We start from the raw sequence: 17590 nt of genomic DNA, 5'->3' as shown, positions 1-17590 counted from the left end.
GGAACCCCATGAATTTTGCATTGATTCTTTTTGTGCTCGTCATCGTAACGGGCATCGCCTGGGTCGCAGACAAACTGGTTTTCATCCCGCAACGGCGTCGCGCCGCAGAAGCTGCGGTTGCCGAATTCGACCGTCAGCAGGCACGGGTCGGCGAGCGTTTCGCCGATGAAAACGCGGCGCAAACGCGCGCCCGTCTGCGTGACGAAAAATTGCGCCAGCCCTGGTGGCTCGAATACTCGGCCAGCTTTTTCCCGGTGATTCTGGTGGTGTTCGTCGTGCGCTCGTTCGTTGTCGAGCCTTTCAAGATTCCTTCGGGGTCGATGGTGCCGACACTGCTGGTCGGTGACTTCATTCTCGTGAACAAATTCGACTACGGCATCCGTCTGCCGATTTCGAACACGAAGATCACGCAGGGTCGTCCAGTCGCGCGTGGCGATGTCGTGGTGTTCCGCTACCCGAAAGACGAGTCGGTCGACTACATCAAGCGCGTGATCGGTCTGCCGGGCGACGTCGTTGCCTATCAGGACAAAAAGCTCACGATCAACGGCAAGCCCGTGCCGGAGACGCCGCTGCCGGATTACTTCGACGAGGAACGGATCGGCTACGCGAAGCAGTTCGAAGAGGACCTCGGCGACCGCAAGAACGCGATACTGAACAATCCTGCGGTGCCGCCGTTCATCGTCGGTGCTGAAGACTTTCCGTATCGCGACAACTGCACGTACAACGCGCAGGGCGTCATCTGCAAGGTGCCACCCGGCAACTACTTCATGATGGGCGACAACCGCGACAACAGTGCCGACAGCCGGTATTGGGGCTTTGCTCCGGACCAGAATATTGTCGGTCGTGCGTTCTTCATCTGGATGAACTTCAGCAACCTGAGGCGCATCGGTTCATTCAACTGATCGCGTCAACACATCTCGCACGCCACGCATGCCGCGCGGTCGCATACACATCGCGCGGCGTGTTAGCACGCCACTTTAAGAACGCGCGGTAACGTCGCTTCACTATGCTTTTTCGTCGGGCGCCCCGCGTTTTCGCCGGGGCAAGCGCCCGCGTTATACTCTGCACATGCCCCAATCTCCGTTGGAAAGCCGTTTGCGCTACGAATTTCGCAATGCGGAATTATTGCGCCAGGCTTTAACTCACCGCAGTCACAGTGCCACGCATAATGAACGGCTCGAGTTTCTCGGCGACTCCGTTCTGAATTGCGCGGTGGCTGCGCTATTGTTCCAACGTTTCGGGAAGCTGGACGAAGGCGATCTGTCGCGGGTCCGAGCCAATCTGGTCAAGCAGCAGTCGCTTTATGAGATTGCTCAGGCCCTGAATATCTCGGAAGGTCTGCGGCTCGGCGAGGGTGAACTGCGAAGCGGAGGCTTCCGGCGTCCGTCGATCCTCGCGGACACGCTGGAGGCCGTTCTGGGCGCGGTCTTTCTCGATGGCGGCTTCGAGGCCGCGCAGACCGTCATCAAGCGGCTCTATGTGCCGATCCTCGATCACATCGATCCGCGCACGTTAGGCAAGGATTCGAAGACATTGCTGCAGGAATATCTGCAGGGTCACAAGATCGCGTTGCCCACGTATACCGTGGTGGCGACGCATGGTGCGGCGCACAATCAACAGTTCGAAGTCGAATGTACGGTGCCCAAGCTCGACGTGAAAGTGTCAGGTTCGGGTGCAAGCCGCCGCGCGGCTGAACAGGCTGCAGCCAAGAAGGCGCTGGAAGAAGTGGTCGCGGCCGCGCCGGCACTGGTGGCCAAGCCGAAGCGGTCGAAGGCTGCACGGGCAGCGAAACATGCCGAGCCGGAGATCGTTCCCGGCGTGGCCGGCGTGCAGACGGCGCTGGACCTGCGCGCGCCAGACCACCGCAAGGTCGATCGGGCCGCGCGCGGCGAGCAGAAGCACGGCAGCGCACCTGACGTAGCGGTCGCGGAACGTCCCGCCTCGGTGCCAGCAACGACGTCCATCCCCTTGCCTGTGCCGCTCGCCGTGATCCGCGCGGCGCACGTCGAATATAGCGAGCACGGGCAGCTTCCTGCAGATAAGGAAAAGGCGGCGGAAAAAGTGGTGGAAAAGGCAGTCGATAAGTCCGAGAAACTGGACAAACCCACCGAGAAGTCCGAACCCGCCCTTGCCGCCGAAAAAGCCGCTGAAAAGCCGGCCGAAAAGCCAGCTGATAAAGCCGACACCCTCGTCCGCACGAGCGACAAACCCACGCCCCGCGCCCGTGAGTCTGTAGCCGGCACGCGTGACGAAACCGAACTCGAACCCGGCGTTGCCGGCGTGGTGCAAACACGCGCCGCCGATGCCGGCCATTGATGCCTTTTGACGCGCCGCGCTTTGGCGCGCGCGTCCACTCGAAACTGCCGTAGCCCGAATATGAACGCTTCCACTCCCACTGGTTTTCGCTGCGGCATGGTCGCGATTGTCGGCCGCCCGAATGTCGGCAAGTCGACGCTGATGAACGCTCTGGTTGGCCAGAAAGTCAGTATCACGTCGCGCAAGGCGCAGACGACGCGCCATCGCATCACCGGCATCCATACGCTCGAAGACGCGCAATACATCTTCGTAGACACACCCGGTTTCCAGACCAAGCACAGTGGCGCGCTGAACCGGTCGCTGAACCGCGCGGTCACCTCGACGCTGACATCCGTCGACGCGATCCTGTTCGTGATCGAAGCCGGCCGCTTTGGCGCCGACGACCAGAAGGTGCTCGACCTGATTCCGCCGTCGGTGCCGACGCTGCTGATTGCAAACAAGCTCGACCGTGTGTCCGACAAGGACGGCCTGTACCCGTTCATGCAGGAACTGAGCGCGCTGCGCGAGTTCAACGAAATCGTGCCGCTGTCGGCGAAAAACCCGGACGACATCAAGCGGCTGATGGCGACCGTCAAGCCGTATCTGCCAGAAGGCGATCCGATCTACGGCGAAGACGACCTCACCGATCGCAGCGAGCGCTTCCTGGCCGCCGAAATCCTGCGCGAAAAGGTGTTCCGCTGGACCGGCGACGAATTGCCCTATACGAGCACCGTGCTGATCGACAAGTTCGAGACGGAAGGGCGCCTGCGCCGTATCTTCGCGACCATTCTGGTCGAACGCGACACGCACAAGGCGATGATCATCGGCCAGAAGGGCGCCAAGCTGAAGCAGATCAGCACGGAAGCACGCCTCGACATGGAAAAACTGTTCGACGGGCCCGTGTATCTGGAAACCTTTATCAAGGTGAAGAGTGGCTGGGCCGACAACGAAGCCGGACTTCGCGCCTATGGGTACGAATGACGCCTGGGTGACGTTGCAACCCGGCGCCGACGCCGAACCTGACGACGGCGAACCGGCTGCGCCGGCGCCGGCCCGGGCCAGAAAATCCTCTTCATCCAGCAGCGGCGAGACGCGCAAGACGGCAGCGCGCCGTCCCGCGCGCACGCCTGCTTCCGACTACCGGATCGCCGAGCAGCCCGCCTTCGTGCTCCATAGTTATCCGTATCGCGAGACGAGTCTGATCATCGACGTGCTGTCGCGCGATCACGGCCGGCTCGCGCTCGTCGCGAAGGGTGCCAAGCGCCCGCACTCCGCATTGCGAGGCGTGCTGCAGACGTTCCAGCCGCTTTCGCTGTCGTGGTCCGGCAAATCCGAAGTGCGTACGCTGACGGGTGCCGAGTGGGTCGGTGGCATGCTGCCGCTCGCCGGCGATGCGCTGCTGTGTGGCTTCTACGTGAACGAACTGCTCGTCAAGTTCTGCGCGCGCGAAGATCCGCATCCTCAACTGTTCCATCACTACGTCGTCACGCTGACGCGTCTTGCTCACGATGAACCGCCCGTCCAGGTGCTGCGTTCTTTCGAGCGTGTGCTGCTGCGCGAGACCGGTTACGCGATGGCGCTCGACCGCACGGTTTCGCGGCGGGCGGTCGTGCCCGAGGGACGCTACGTGTTCGATCCCGAACGCGGCGTGCGCGAAGCGTCTGACGATCTGCCTGCGCAATGGCCGGTCCTCGCGGGACAGACGTTGCTCGACATGGAGCAAGACGATTACCATCGAACCCAGACGGTCGCGCAGAGCAAGACGCTGATGCGCTTCCTCCTGAACACTTACCTTGGCGGCACGCCGCTCGCGACGCGCCAGATCCTGATTGACCTTCAGAACCTATGAGCTTCTTCCTGACGTCGCCGAACGTGATCGATCTGGGCGTGAACATCGATCACGTCGCCACGCTGCGCAACGCGCGCGGCACCTCGTATCCGGACCCGATCCGCGCGGCGCTGGCCGCTGAGGAAGCCGGCGCCGACGCGATCACACTGCATCTGCGCGAAGATCGCCGACATATCGTCGACGCCGATGTGCGCACGCTGCGCCCGCTTCTGAAAACGCGCATGAACCTCGAATGCGCAGTGACGCAGGAGATGCTGGATATCGCGTGCGAAGTGCGTCCGCATGACGTTTGCCTCGTACCGGAAAAGCGTCAGGAGCTGACGACCGAGGGCGGGCTCGACGTTGCCGGCCAGTTCGAAGCCGTGCGTGCCGCGTGCCGGCAGCTCGCCGATGCGGGTTCGCGCGTCTCGCTTTTCATCGACGCCGACGAAACGCAGATCCGTGCAGCGCACGAAGCCGGCGCGCCGGTGATCGAGCTGCACACGGGCCGCTACGCCGAAGCGCACGATCCTGGCGAGCAGCAGCGCGAATACGAGCGCGTCGTGCGTGGCGTCGAACTGGGCGTGTCGCTTGGCATCAAGGTCAACGCGGGTCACGGTCTGCATTACACGAACGTCCAGCAGATCGCGGCGATCGACGGCATCGTCGAACTGAATATCGGGCACGCGATCGTCGCTCATGCGATCTTCGCCGGCTGGGACAACGCGGTGCGCGAGATGAAGGCGATCATGGTCGCCGCGCGTCTTGCCGCGCGCGCATAGTGCGGAACGCGGCGAAACCGGCATGACGATCTACGGCATCGGTACCGACATTGTTCAGGTCAGCCGCGTCGCAGCGGTAATGGAGCGCACCAACGGGCGCTTCGCGGAGAAGGTGCTCGGGCCTGACGAACTGCGCGTCTATCACGCGCGCCACGCACGATCGGCGGCGCGCGGTCTCGCTTTTCTCGCCACGCGTTTCTCGGCGAAGGAAGCGTTCTCGAAGGCGATCGGCCTGGGCATGCGCTGGCCGATGACGTGGCGCGCGTTGCAGACGCTCAATGAGGCAAGCGGCAAGCCTATGGTGGTCGCCTCAGGCGAGCTGGCCGAATGGCTCGACGCGCGCGGCATCACGGCGCGCGTGACGGTCAGCGATGAGCGCGACTACGCAGTGTCGTTTGTCATCGCCGAAATTGCCGATTCCACGGCTTCCACCGCATCGTAGTCCACCCGAATACTTCCGACGCGGTGCACGCCGCGCTTCTCCTCCATTCCCGAATTCGATGAAATACCCTCCCGGACCCGTGATGCTCGATGTGGTCGGCAAGACGCTGACCGATGACGATGTACGCCGCCTCGCTCACCCAATGACGGGCGGCGTCATCCTGTTCGCACGCCATTTCGAGTGCCGTGCGCAGCTTGTGGCGCTCACTGACGCCATCCGCGCGATACGCGACGATCTGCTGATCGCCGTCGATCACGAAGGCGGTCGCGTGCAGCGTTTCCGCACCGACGGATTCACGGTTCTGCCCGCGATGGGCAAGCTTGGCGCGCTGTGGGACAAAGACGTGCTGTACGCAACCAAGGTGGCGACGGCGGTCGGTTACATCCTCGCGTCGGAACTGCGGGCCTGTGGCATCGACATGAGTTTTACGCCCGTGCTGGACCTGAACTACGGACAATCGCAGGTGATTGGCGATCGCGCGTTTCATGGCGACCCACGCGTCGTCACGCTGCTTGCGAAGAGTCTGAACCACGGCCTTGCGCTTGCCGGCATGGCCAACTGCGGCAAGCATTTTCCGGGACACGGGTTTGCGGTAGCGGATTCGCACGTCGCGATGCCCACCGATGACCGTTCGCTCGAAGTGATCCTTGCCGACGACGTCGCGCCGTATGACTGGCTTGGGATGTCTCTGGCCTCGGTGATTCCGGCGCACGTGATCTACCCGCAGGTCGATGCGAAGCCCGCGGGTTTCTCGCGCGTGTGGTTGCAGGAGATCCTTCGCGGCCGGCTGCGTTTTCAGGGCGCGATTTTCAGCGACGACCTGTCGATGGAAGCGGCGCGCCAGGGCGGCACGCTCACCGAAGCCGCGACGGCCGCGCTGCAAGCGGGCTGCGACATGGTGCTGATCTGCAACCAGCCGGAAGAAGCGGAAAAGGTGCTCGACGCGTTGCGCTTCACGCCGTCGAAGGAATCACGCCAGCGGCTGAAGGGCATGCGTCCGCGCGGCAAGGCGCTGAAGTGGAGCAAGCTGATGGCCGAACCGGAATACCTGCAGGCCAGAACGCTGCTGCGCAACGCGTTTCCCTGAATATCCCAAGTCAAATGACGAAGGCCGCAATTTCTGCGGCCTTCGTCGTTTTCAGTACGGCTTTTTCAGATGTCTTCAGTTCAGACGCATGCGCTGCAGCTTGTTATAAAGCGTTTTCGGGCTGATCCCGAGCAGCGACGCCGCGCGATGCCGCGTGCCGCCTACCGCGTCGAGTGTCGCGCGGATCAGCATTTCCTCTACATCGGCGAGCGGTGTGCCGACGGTCACCTGCACCCGGCTGCCATTCAGGTCGCGCGTGCCCGGTGTGCCCGGCTCATCGGCGTGCAGCGATTCCAGTACGTCCCCAGACGCCAGATAGGCACGCCGCACGCGCTCCTGCAGTTCGCGCACGTTCCCCGGCCAGTCGTACGTGAGGCATTCGCTGATGAAGTTCGGCGCGATCAGCTTCGTTGTGCCCGTCAGGCCACGCGCGTGCGCTTCGTGATTGAGCTCGTCGACCGTGGCTTGCGCGAACAGCGCAGCATCGTCCCCGCGCTCGCGCAAGGGCGGCAGCGTGAGTGCGGCGGCGTCGAGGCGCAACCACAGGTCTTCGTTCAACGAGCCGTCCGCAACTGCCGAGCGCGGCACCTTACGGGTCGACGCGATCAGGCGGAAATCCGTCATCAGCTGGTTTGTGCCGCCGACGCGCATGAAGGTCTGCGAATCGAGCGCGCGCAGCAGGGCTTCCTGCTGCGCGCGCGGCAGTTCGGCGATTTCATCAATGAAGAGCGTGCCGCCGCTTGCCTGCTCGAAAATACCGGGTTCGCGCTGCTCTGCACCGGTGAATGCGCCGCGTTCGTGGCCGAACAACTGGCTGTCGAGCGGACGATCGCTTGCCATGTGCGCGGCCGTGCGGCAATCGAAAACGACGAACGGACCTTTGCGGCGGCGGCTCATCTCGTGGAGGGTGCGCGCGGCGATTTCCTTGCCGGTGCCGGTTTCGCCGGAGATCAGCACGGCTGCCTCGGTCGGCGCGAGGTGCTCGATGGTGTCATACAGGTGTTGGACCACATTGCTGCGGCCGATCATCGCGCCGAACCGGCCGAGCCGGCGCAGCGTGGCGCGCAGCGTCTGGACCTCTTCAGTCAGTTCGTATGGCCGCGGTATCCGCGCGAGCAGGCTGCGCAAACGGGGAATATTGACCGGTTTCAGCAGATAGTCCCAGATGCCGTGCCGCAAACCCTCGATCGCGCTCTCGACGGTGGCGTTGCCCGTCATCACGATGACAGGCAATGCGCCACCAGGCGGCTGCGCGGGCAAATGCTGCAGCAGGTCGAGCCCGCTGCCGTCCGGTAGATTCAGGTCGACCAGCACGACGTCGGGAATGAAGCGCGACAGGGCGGCCCGTGCTTCGGCGAGTGTAGTGGCGGTATCGACGGAGAAACCGTCGGCGGCGAGGATCGCGGACAGGCCGGACAGGCTGTTAGGATCGTCTTCGACAATCAGGGCGTGTGGCATGGTGGACGCATGGTTCAATTGATCGGAAAGCGCTGCTGCGGCACCGGTTCACGGTGCGCCGCAGGCGCAACTGCTGCAGACAGACCGGCAGGCAGGCAAACCACACCGGCCTTTGTCCTGGAAGGACGTGCAAAAAGAAGCGCAAAAGGGCGCTGACGTAACAACCGTTCTGTCGGTTGGCCGCGCGGCATCGCCGCCCGGGCGGACCGTCGGTCGCGCCGGGATGCGCGATCAGAACAGATCTTTCCGGTTGGCATCGAAAAAGCGGCGTACTTCGAGTTCGGCTTCATCGCGCGTCTTGCCATAGCGCTCCTGAATCAGTCCGGCGAGCCTGTCGGTGCGGCCTTCGGCTTTCTTCGGCTCGTCGTCGGTGAGTTCGCCCCACGCCGTCTTTGCCTTGCCGATAACCTGCTTCCACTTGCCTTCAGCAATATCGTTGTTCATCTCAAACCTCGTGGTCAAAAATCCTCGCGGCTTACTTTTACTTGAGCAGATAACGTGCCATTAGGAGAAAACCAAGAGTTATCAATGATTTGCCGGTTGAAGACGGGAACAAACTGCAAGTGCGCCGGAAAATTCGGGCGTCGATCCGGTAAAGTTTTCTTCCACCATACACGGTCGTGCAAAAAAGAAAAAGCGCCCGTTAGGGGCGCTTTTTATAGTCGCCGCTCCGGGAAAACGGGGCGGCTCGCAGGTCCGGTACTTAAGCGTGGCTTAGGCGCGGCTGCGGTACTCGTGCGTACGGGTGTCGATTTCGATCTTGTCGCCGATGTTGCAGAAGAGCGGCACCTGCAGTTCGAAGCCGGTGTTCAGCTTCGCGGTCTTCAGCACCTTGCCCGACGATGTGTCGCCCTTGACGGCCGGTTCCGTGTAGATGATTTCGCGAACCAGCGTGGTCGGCAGTTCAACCGAGATCGCTTTTTCGTTGTAGAAAACGACTTCGCAAGCCATGCCGTCTTCGAGGTAGTTCAGCGCGTCGCCCATCATTTCGGCTTCGACTTCGAACTGGTTGTAGTCGGCGTCCATGAATACGTACATCGGGTCGGCGAAGTACGAGTACGTGACTTCCTTGCGGTCGAGCAGGACCACGTCGAACTTGTCGTCGGCCTTGTAGACCGATTCCATGCCTGCGCCCGTCAGCAGGTTCTTGAACTTCATCTTCACGACGGCGGAGTTACGGCCCGATTTGTTGTATTCGGCCTTTTGCACGACCATCGCGTCTGCGCCGATCATCACGACGTTACCGGTGCGGAGTTCCTGTGCGATCTTCATAAAACTGTCCTGTACGAAATGAGTAGCTTCAACTTTTGCTCAACGGCATACGACGCAAGCGGATTCGGTGCCTGCGCGCTTATCTGGCTTTACCTGGCTTTACCTGGTTTTACCCGCTTTTACCCATCATTGCGGGCGCACACGCGAATGGCGCCGATGCGCGGGGCAAACTGCCGAGGACCCGGAGTGGCCAGCGGTGCCGTAGCGATCGGGCCGCGCTTGAGTCGTCGGCCGTTGGATAACCGCTTATTTTAACTGACTTTTTGCGAATTCGGCCAGATTTCCAGCGAGGTCGCCGACGCTTGCGAGCTCGCCGGCCGATTTCGCCGCGCGTGCCTCGAATGCAGCGCGGTGACGCTGGAAATCCGCCCAGTCGGGCTTGCCCACGCCGTTCCATGCGTGCCAGAAGCGCGCAAGCGCGGCGCGGGCGCGGGCGGGGAGCGGGCCCGCATAGTGAGCGAGGGCGGCGTCCAGCTTGGGCAGATGGGCGTCGTCGGCTTGCGGATAGATATGCCAGACGAACGGCCGGGCGGCCCACTGGGCCCGCACGAACGAGTCTTCGCCGCGCACGAAATTGAGGTCGCTCGCCCACAACAGCCGGTCATAGCCGGGCTGGTCGGTGAAGGCGAGGGCGTAGGCCGTCAGGTTGCCGCGGCGGGCGTCTGAACCCGCCGCAAAGGCAGGCAGACCGAAAAAGCGCGCGACGGCGCCCGAAATCCGGCCTTCAGGCACCAGCAGGACAATCTCTCCGGTGCTATCGCGCCATTGTTCGAGGAGGCTGTCCACCGCGGGATTTTCGTATGCGAAGAGGGAAACGACGGTGGCATCGCGGCCGGGTGGGGGCGCGCCGGCGGTCTTGCGCCACCACGCGTCGCGCGCATCCGGCGACGCTTCGAACGCGGCGCGCGCGGAGTCCAGTCCGCGCTCTTTCAATACGCCGCCAGTTCCGGCGCCGAGTCCTGGGAAAAAGAAAGTCTTCGTGAGTGGAAAGCGCGGGTGTGGCGACGGCCGCAGATGAAAATCCGCGACCCAGTCTTCGGCGCTCAGATATTCAAGGTTCAACCAGACCGGCGCGCGCTCTCGTTGCGCCATCCCCGCAATGTAGACCGGTGGCAACTCACACCCAAAGGCTTCAATGACGACGTCCGCAACTTCGAGCGTGTCGCCGGCGTGCGCGGGCTCGTGCCAGTGCTCGATGACAATGCCCTCGACACTCTGCCGCGCCCGGTCGACCGACAGGGTCGGGCAGAGTTTCTGAAACGCGTGCAGATCGTCGACAAATACCCGCACCTGCCAGTCGTGCTCAGCCGCGAGCTGACGGGCGAGGCGCCAGCAGACGCCGATGTCGCCGAAATTGTCGATGACCGCGCAGAATATATCGCACGCGATATCGGCGACCGGCCCTGGGGCCGAAGCGGTGGCGGGGGGAACGGGCGAGGACATGATGGCCGGCATCCGGAGGCCGGACGCGCGCGGAATGTTCTAAACTGGCGATTCTAAAGCACTTGCCACCGTTTCCGCGCCGCGTGCGCGGTGCCCAGCCTGATCCTGCATGACCGATTCCGACGCTTTCGAGCCCAAAAGGGTACTGGCCCAACTGCCGCATCTGCCCGGCGTCTACCGCTATTACGATGCGCACGGTGCTGTGCTGTATGTAGGCAAGGCGCGCGACCTCAAAAAGCGTGTATCGAGCTACTTCACGAAGACGCTGCTGTCGCCTCGCATCGCGATGATGGTGACGCGTATCGCGCGCATCGAGACAACCGTCACGCGCTCCGAAGCCGAAGCGCTGCTGCTCGAAAACAATCTGATCAAGGCACTCGCGCCGCGCTACAACATCCTGTTTCGCGACGACAAGTCGTACCCGTACCTGAAGCTCACGGGGCACAGGTATCCGCGGATGGCGTACTACCGCGGCGCCGTCGACCGGAAGAATCAGTACTTCGGGCCGTTCCCGAGCGCGTGGGCCGTGCGCGAGAGCATCCAGATCCTGCAGCGGGTGTTCCAGCTGCGCACGTGCGAGGATTCCGTGTTCAACAACCGCACGCGGCCGTGTCTGCTGCACCAGATCCAGCGATGCACCGCGCCATGCGTGAAGGCGATCAGCGAGGAAGACTACGCGCGCGATGTCGCCAACGCGTCGCGTTTCCTGCTCGGGCGGCAGAACGAAGTGATGAACGAACTCGAGCAGAAGATGCACTCATTCGCGGCAGAACTTAAGTTCGAGCAGGCCGCGGCGGTGCGTAACCAGATGAGTTCGCTGTCGACCGTGCTGCATCAGCAGGCGATCGAAGTGGGTGGCGACAGTGATGTCGATATTCTCGCGGTCGTCGCGCTGGGCGGGCGCGTCTGCGTGAATCTGGCAATGGTGCGCGGTGGCCGGCATCTCGGCGACAAGGCGTATTTCCCTGCTCACGTCGAGACGGCGCTGACACCCGATGAGGGCGGGCTCGACGCAGACGAGGCAGAGGCGCTCGCCGAACCTACCTCCACCGCGGCGGCCGCAGCCGACGCCGCTGATGCGTCCGACGCACTCGCGATCGCTCAGGATCTTCCCGCAGAGACGGACGCGGACATGGACGCGGACGCCGAACCGGGCGCCAACGGCGCATCCGGTGCTGCGGCCGAACCCGGCACACGTATCGCAAGCATCGAAGCAGAAGTGCTTGAAGCGTTCATTGCGCAGCACTACCTGGGCAACCGGGTGCCGCCGGTGCTTGTCGTGAGTCACGCGCCGTCGAATCGCGAACTGGTCGATCTGCTGATTGAGCAGGCCGGCCACAAGGTCACATTGCTGCGCCAACCGCAAGGCCAGAAGCGCGTGTGGCTTTCAATGGCCGAACAGAATGCGCGGCTTGCGCTGGCGCGTCTTCTGTCCGAGCAGGGTTCGCAGCAGGCGCGCACGCGTGCGCTCGCCGATACACTCGGCCTCGAATGCGATGATCTCGCGCATCTGCGCATCGAATGCTTCGACATCAGTCATACGATGGGCGAGGCGACGCAGGCTTCGTGCGTGGTGTATCACCACCACAAGATGCAGTCTGGGGAATACCGGCGCTACAACATCACGGGCATCACGCCCGGCGACGATTATGCCGCGATGCGCCAGGTCCTCACGCGCCGCTACGAAAAGATGGTCGCGCAGGCCGCGCAGAACGCCGCGGATGAAGCGGCTACCTTGCAACCCGAAGACGCACCGGACCCGGCGGTCACTGCGGAGGCCGCTGAACCCGTCGCTGCGGGCGGCACATTGCCGAATATCGTGCTGATCGACGGGGGCAAGGGTCAGGTCGAAATCGCCCGCCAGGTCTTCACTGAAGTCGGGCTGGACACCGGCATGCTGGTCGGTGTGGCAAAAGGAGAGGGCCGCAAGGTCGGTCTCGAAACCCTGATTTTTGCCGACGGCCGCACCCCGCTCGAACTTGGCAAGGAAAGCGCGGCGCTGATGCTCGTCGCGCAGATCCGCGACGAAGCGCATCGTTTTGCGATCACGGGCATGCGCGCGAAGCGCGGCAAGACCCGGCAGACATCGCGGCTCGAAGAACTGGAAGGGGTGGGCGCGAAACGTCGTCAGCGGCTGCTGGCGCGCTTCGGTGGTTTGCGCGGCGTGGTGGCGGCGAGCGTCGACGATCTGGCGAGCGTCGAGGGCATTTCGCGTTCGCTCGCCGAGCAAATCTACCGGCAATTGCATTGATGTGAGCACATGACCCGCGCAGCGTGGCCCCGCAACCCTGCAGGCGTGCGCGCCGCTTTGCCTTCGTTGCTTGTAGCAGGCCCCACGACACGGCACAATTGCATCTCCCTTGTCAGACGTGGCCTCCGCCCATGCCGTTTAATTTTCCGATCTTTCTGACGTGGCTGCGGATCGTGCTGATCCCGCTGGTCGTGGGCGTGTTCTATCTGCCCGACACGATGATGCTTCCCGCGCACCGCAATCTGGCGGCTGCGGTGATCTTCATCCTGGCGGCGTTGACCGACTGGTTCGACGGCTATCTCGCACGCAGATGGAATCAGACGTCGGCGTTCGGCGCGTTCCTCGATCCGGTTGCCGACAAGCTGATGGTGACCGCCGCTTTGCTCGTGCTGGTGCAGCTGGCGCGACTCGATGCGGCGATTGCGCTCGTGATCGTTGGTCGTGAAATCGCCATATCCGCGCTTCGAGAATGGATGGCGCAGATCGGTGCATCGAAGAGCGTCGCCGTGAATTCGCTCGGCAAGTTCAAGACGGCCTGCCAGATGGTCGCGATTCCGATGCTGCTTCTGTACGAAACGGTGCCGCTAGGTGCGGGGCTGTCGATCGACACGCGCGTGTGGGGTGCCTGGCTGATCTATCTTGCCGCGATACTGACGATCTGGTCGATGCTGTACTACATGAAGCTTGCATGGCCGCAGATTCGTGAGCGGGGCGGCATCGTGTGAAGCGGATTCATCTGGTTGCGTGAAAGGGGTTGACACGTTTCAGCGCTTTATACATAATCTCGTCTCTCCGGTGCACGCGGTTCTGCAACGGAAGGCGGGAAGCAGTAGTGATTAGCAACCGGTAGTAGCAAAACGCGGGAGTAGCTCAGTTGGTAGAGCGCAACCTTGCCAAGGTTGAGGTCGCGAGTTCGAGACTCGTCTCCCGCTCCAGATTTCGAAGCAGCGTTTTGCGGTAGTGGAATGAAAAGCAGGACAATGCGGGAGTAGCTCAGTTGGTAGAGCGCAACCTTGCCAAGGTTGAGGTCGCGAGTTCGAGACTCGTCTCCCGCTCCAGACACAGGGGAAGCAAAGCTTCCCTTTTTGTTTGGCAGGCCGGTTGGCCATCGCACAAATCTGCGAGCCGTTGCGTGATGTAACTTGTCATGTCGGCTCGACAGTCCGCTTACGGCGCGATAGCAAAGCGGTTATGCAGCGGCCTGCAAAGCCGTTTAGACCGGTTCGACTCCGGTTCGCGCCTCCAGCAGTTAAAGAAAAGCCCCGACGAGTCGGGGCTTTTCTTTTTTCTGCGGCGCTTCCGCCGACTGAAGCAGTCACCGGTGGTTTTATCCTCACATTGAGACAGTCGGCGTCACGGAGACAGTCATCATTGGTCAAGCCCTGTCCATGTGATCATCACGACGGCGAGGTCTGGCCACGACCCGTGCCAGTATCAACGACAGCACGGTCAGGATAACGATAGCGGGGATACCTTCAGGATCCGGAAGCATTGCAGCCTCCAGGTCGCCGCGTGAGTCGTCAGCTGATGGATGGCATACACGTATGCTGGCATCTGCATCGGTTGAAGGCCACCTTCAATCGATTGACAAGACTCGACCTTTGCATCGACTGCTGCGCAAGCATCGCCGCGGCAAACTGCATCGACTTGCAGCGACCTCCACCGGCGCGCGTCAACTAGAATGGATGCACATTGCGATCAAAACATTGGAAAAAGAACCGGCGCGTCAAGCGAGGTGTTGTACACAACGTCTACGATTCCTGAAGCCGAAACCGTCGAGATACGCGTCGAGCAGGTAACGCAACTTTTCGAGACTCACGATCCGTATCCTTTCAGGGAACGTAGCCTCGATCAGGCGGCGGAGGCCTATATCGTCGGCCAGGCAGAGAATCTGCCCTCTGGCCGGCCGGTTCACCTCATTGTGCATCTGCCGCCGCAGGAGGCCGCCTCTCAGGCGGCGACTCAACTGGAGCAGGCCATCACCCGCCACTTCAGCAGCGATCGCACCGACGCCGCGCAACGCTCGCTTCGTGCGTTGTTCCGCGATGGTCGGCGCCCGCTCGCAATCGGTCTTGCTGTGCTTGCCGTATGTCTCCTCGGCGGCAAGTTTGCGGAAAATCTGCCGGGCGAACGATTTCCCAAGCTTGTCGCGGAGGGACTGATCATTTTCGGCTGGGTTGCCAACTGGCGACCGATGGAGATCTTCCTCTATGACTGGTGGCCGATTGTCCGGCAGCGCAATGTCTATCGCCGGCTCGCTAAAGCGCAGGTGCTGGTGAAGGCTTGAGATCAAATCCTGTGCGGGCGCCGAGGCCGATAGCCGTCTGCGCCTGTCCCGTCGCAATGAAGGTCATCTCTGGCTGCGAACAGTGGTGCTGGAAACAGACCCTGCACTGCACAGCGCCGCCGGTCCAGGCTCTCTTTGACAGACTGTCTGTTCTAACGCCGCAGCCAACGACGGCTCGCTAGATCGGCAGCGCGACAGCGTTGGTGACGCGCGTATCTAACCCTTCACCGGCGGCCCGAATCGACCACTGTCGTACGCCTCGCAGTACGCGCGCCAGTCGGTCTTGACCTGCGTCTCGCACTCAGTCGCGAGTTCGATCAGCGGCATCTGCCAGTCGCGGCGACTGCCGAACGCTATGAGTTCGTCGGCGATTGCCGAGCCCTGGCGTCCGCCGCTGCGCAGTTGCGACCATGCACTCAGTTCCGCCATGTTGTTGACGACGGATTCGAGTCGGGAGAGCTTGCCGTTCCAGTTGGCTAGCGCGACGCGGTCTTCGGACGGTTGCAGCCCGCGCAGCACATATGCCTTGCCATCCATCTGGACGGCGTGCAGGAACGCTTGCGAGACAGCTTGCGCGCGGTGCTGGACTTCCACGACGCGTTGTGCCTCCGTGTCCCATTTGGGTTGCTTCGTCTTCACATGCGGCACGACAGAGGACGGCAACGCCTCCTTGAGATCGAGCAGATAGTTACCATCGGGCGAGCCTTTTCCTTCGACCAGAATCACGTAGCGATCGACGCCAAGGCTGCCCGTTCCCGCAATTCGGCGTGCAACATCGAGCATGTTGAAGAATGCGGGATTCGGCTCGCCGGCCGAGAATTTCTTCATGAAGGCAGTCACGGCGAGACGCGCCGTATCGCTCACAGGAAGCGCCTTTTTTCCATCGATCTTCAACGCACGCTGCTTGCCTTTCAGATCGGTGCGCCGGTTAAGGTAATCGACGCGCGTGCGCTCGTGCAATGCCTCGAACAACTCGCGCACCATCCCTTCCGCGGTTTCTTCTTCGATCCAGCGCGCCTTGCCGAAACGCAGCACGGCGCTGTACGAGTCGATCGCCGTGTGACAGAGCGCGAGCGCTTCTGCGCGGCTGACCTGCAGACTGTCGGCGGCGATGAGCACGCTCGTCAGAAGGCGCACGAGCTCCGCGAGACACGGCGCGAGACAGGCCTCGTCGAAGTCGTTCATGTCGAAATAGATGAGGCGGTTGTCGCCCTTGTAGCTACCGAAATTTTCCAGATGCATGTCGCCGCAGATCCAGGTCGCCGGCGTGCCGGCGATCACGCTACCCGATGGCAGCCGTGCGTAAAAGAGGTGGCAGGTACCGCGCAGAAAGACGAACGCCGACGTGCGCATCAACTTGTATTTCATGCTGAGTCGTTCGGGATCCCGTCCGGTGTTGAAGTTTGCGATCTCTGCTGCAACATCGAGCATGATGGGCTCCCATTTGATTCGCCGTGTGGCCCGACCCCTTTCCGGCATCGAGCGGCCGCTCCGATCATTGTGCGCCATCCGGAGTGACAGGCGAAGCGGCGCTCGTCATGGATTGACCGGTTTGCATGCCGGTTATGCGTCCCGTTTTGCGCCCGGTTGGGCAACCGCGCGCGCGTCCGACTCGATCAGCAGGGCGCGCCCCGCGGGACGTCGAGACGCACTGGCGCTGTTACTCTGCCCGGGTAGCTGTCCGCCATCCAGGCCGCTGCCAGCACTTCGCGCTTCGTCTCGAGAATGTGCTGCTCGAGCGGCGTGACGACCTCATCGCTGCGGATGCCGCCATACCGGCGTTAGGACCGGGATTGGCCTTGGCGGCGCGTCGCGGCATAATTCGGCACTGACGCGTGCACACCTGCACCGGCACTTGCGTACCCCTTCAGAAGCAGATTCCATGACTCAGTCTTTGCCCCCTTCGCAACAACCGGAAATCGAATGGCGCTGGAAAGCATTCGACGAACTTACGACCGCTGAGGTCTACGACATGCTGGCGGCCCGCAGCGCGGTGTTCGTCGTCGAGCAGAACTGCGTGTACGGCGATGTCGACGGCCTCGATACGGTGGCGTGGCATCTGTTCGCTTATGGCGTGGACAAGGCAGGCGAGGGTCGGGCGCCGCTGGCCGGTTATCTGCGGGTACTTCTGCCGGACGAAGAGGAAACCGACATTCGCATTGGCCGCGTGCTGACAACTGCAGGGTTTCGCGGTCAGGGGCTTGGCAACACGATGCTCGAGCGGGCGCTCAGCCATATCTACGCTCAGTGGCCAGGCATCCCCGTGCGGCTGCATGCGCAGGCGCACCTGCAGCCTTTCTATGGCGCGTTCGGTTTCGAACCGATTTCAGAGGTTCACGACGAGGATGGCATTCCGCACGTGTGGATGCGCTCCGCCTGAGATTTCGTCGCTTAGAGTAGGGGCGAGATCGGGCAACACCGGGTGTCAGCGCCGCAGCGGCTGGC

General features: G+C 62.4%; 16 protein-coding genes and 3 tRNA genes. 14 read left to right on the top strand and 5 right to left on the bottom strand.

Annotation, left to right across the window (positions count from 1 at the left end):
* The first annotated feature begins 8 nt into the window (after window positions 1-8).
* From lepB to nagZ, 7 genes are all read left to right on the top strand, one after another.
* Complete coding sequence (lepB, locus tag P3T23_RS31230) at window positions 9-902, top strand: signal peptidase I (protein ID WP_429319944.1); 894 nt, start codon at window positions 9-11, stop codon at window positions 900-902.
* A 166-nt stretch (window positions 903-1068) separates the two neighbouring features.
* Window positions 1069-2316, top strand: coding sequence for a ribonuclease III (rnc, locus tag P3T23_RS31225; RefSeq protein ID WP_429319943.1), 1248 nt, complete (start codon window positions 1069-1071; stop codon window positions 2314-2316).
* Between the two features lie 60 nt (window positions 2317-2376).
* Window positions 2377-3276: a GTPase Era gene (gene era, locus P3T23_RS31220; protein WP_429319942.1), complete on the top strand. Its 900-nt coding sequence runs from the start codon at window positions 2377-2379 to the stop codon at window positions 3274-3276.
* The gene (gene recO, locus P3T23_RS31215) at window positions 3263-4144 is read left to right on the top strand and encodes a DNA repair protein RecO (protein ID WP_429319941.1); all 882 of its coding nucleotides are present in this window, start codon (window positions 3263-3265) and stop codon (window positions 4142-4144) included. Before era ends, recO begins: the two co-directional genes overlap by 14 nt.
* Window positions 4141-4905, top strand: coding sequence for a pyridoxine 5'-phosphate synthase (pdxJ, locus tag P3T23_RS31210; protein WP_429319940.1), 765 nt, complete (start codon window positions 4141-4143; stop codon window positions 4903-4905). The genes recO and pdxJ overlap by 4 nt, the downstream gene beginning before the upstream one ends.
* 22 nt (window positions 4906-4927) lie before the next feature.
* Window positions 4928-5347, top strand: coding sequence for a holo-ACP synthase (gene acpS / locus P3T23_RS31205; RefSeq protein ID WP_429319939.1), 420 nt, complete (start codon window positions 4928-4930; stop codon window positions 5345-5347).
* Window positions 5348-5405: 58 nt separating this feature from the next.
* A complete protein-coding gene (gene nagZ / locus P3T23_RS31200) occupies window positions 5406-6434 on the top strand; it encodes a beta-N-acetylhexosaminidase (protein WP_429319938.1) in 1029 nt (342 codons plus the stop codon).
* Window positions 6435-6509: 75 nt separating this feature from the next.
* Here the strand turns inward: nagZ and P3T23_RS31195 are convergent, their stop codons facing one another.
* From P3T23_RS31195 to earP, 4 genes are all read right to left on the bottom strand, one after another.
* Window positions 6510-7892: a sigma-54-dependent transcriptional regulator gene (locus tag P3T23_RS31195; protein ID WP_429319937.1), complete on the bottom strand. Its 1383-nt coding sequence runs from the start codon at window positions 7890-7892 to the stop codon at window positions 6510-6512.
* A gap of 231 nt (window positions 7893-8123) precedes the next feature.
* Window positions 8124-8336, bottom strand: a complete 213-nt coding sequence (locus tag P3T23_RS31190) for a CsbD family protein (protein ID WP_429319936.1) — start codon at window positions 8334-8336, stop codon at window positions 8124-8126.
* A gap of 270 nt (window positions 8337-8606) precedes the next feature.
* Complete coding sequence (efp, locus tag P3T23_RS31185) at window positions 8607-9164, bottom strand: elongation factor P (protein WP_429319935.1); 558 nt, start codon at window positions 9162-9164, stop codon at window positions 8607-8609.
* A gap of 246 nt (window positions 9165-9410) precedes the next feature.
* Window positions 9411-10607 carry an elongation factor P maturation arginine rhamnosyltransferase EarP gene (earP, locus tag P3T23_RS31180; protein ID WP_429319934.1) on the bottom strand — a complete coding sequence of 399 codons (1197 nt, stop codon included), beginning with the start codon at window positions 10605-10607 and terminating at the stop codon, window positions 9411-9413.
* Window positions 10608-10716: 109 nt separating this feature from the next.
* On the opposite strand from earP, the gene uvrC reads away from it, so the two are divergent.
* From uvrC to P3T23_RS31150, 6 genes are all read left to right on the top strand, one after another.
* Window positions 10717-12858, top strand: coding sequence for an excinuclease ABC subunit UvrC (gene uvrC, locus P3T23_RS31175; protein WP_429319933.1), 2142 nt, complete (start codon window positions 10717-10719; stop codon window positions 12856-12858).
* A 131-nt stretch (window positions 12859-12989) separates the two neighbouring features.
* Window positions 12990-13583 carry a CDP-diacylglycerol--glycerol-3-phosphate 3-phosphatidyltransferase gene (gene pgsA / locus P3T23_RS31170; RefSeq protein WP_429319932.1) on the top strand — a complete coding sequence of 198 codons (594 nt, stop codon included), beginning with the start codon at window positions 12990-12992 and terminating at the stop codon, window positions 13581-13583.
* Window positions 13584-13717: 134 nt separating this feature from the next.
* Window positions 13718-13793, top strand: a tRNA-Gly gene (locus P3T23_RS31165).
* A 47-nt stretch (window positions 13794-13840) separates the two neighbouring features.
* Window positions 13841-13916, top strand: a tRNA-Gly gene (locus P3T23_RS31160).
* Window positions 13917-14029: 113 nt separating this feature from the next.
* Window positions 14030-14103: transfer RNA gene (locus P3T23_RS31155), tRNA-Cys, on the top strand.
* A gap of 493 nt (window positions 14104-14596) precedes the next feature.
* Window positions 14597-15145 (top strand): hypothetical protein, encoded by a 549-nt coding sequence (locus P3T23_RS31150; RefSeq protein ID WP_429319931.1) that lies wholly within the window; start codon window positions 14597-14599, stop codon window positions 15143-15145.
* A gap of 216 nt (window positions 15146-15361) precedes the next feature.
* On the opposite strand, the gene P3T23_RS31145 is transcribed toward P3T23_RS31150, so the two are convergent.
* Window positions 15362-16576, bottom strand: a complete 1215-nt coding sequence (locus P3T23_RS31145) for a DUF2252 domain-containing protein (protein ID WP_429319930.1) — start codon at window positions 16574-16576, stop codon at window positions 15362-15364.
* Window positions 16577-17027: 451 nt separating this feature from the next.
* Between P3T23_RS31145 and P3T23_RS31140 the strand changes: the two genes are divergently transcribed.
* Complete coding sequence (locus P3T23_RS31140) at window positions 17028-17525, top strand: GNAT family N-acetyltransferase (RefSeq protein ID WP_429319929.1); 498 nt, start codon at window positions 17028-17030, stop codon at window positions 17523-17525.
* Window positions 17526-17590: the final 65 nt, after the last annotated feature.

This window comes from Paraburkholderia sp. GAS448, from assembly GCF_050435685.1.
Taxonomy (GTDB): Bacteria; Pseudomonadota; Gammaproteobacteria; order Burkholderiales; family Burkholderiaceae; genus Paraburkholderia.
The sequence above is the reverse complement of the archived record's forward strand: the minus strand, read 5'-3'. Positions and strand labels throughout refer to the sequence as shown.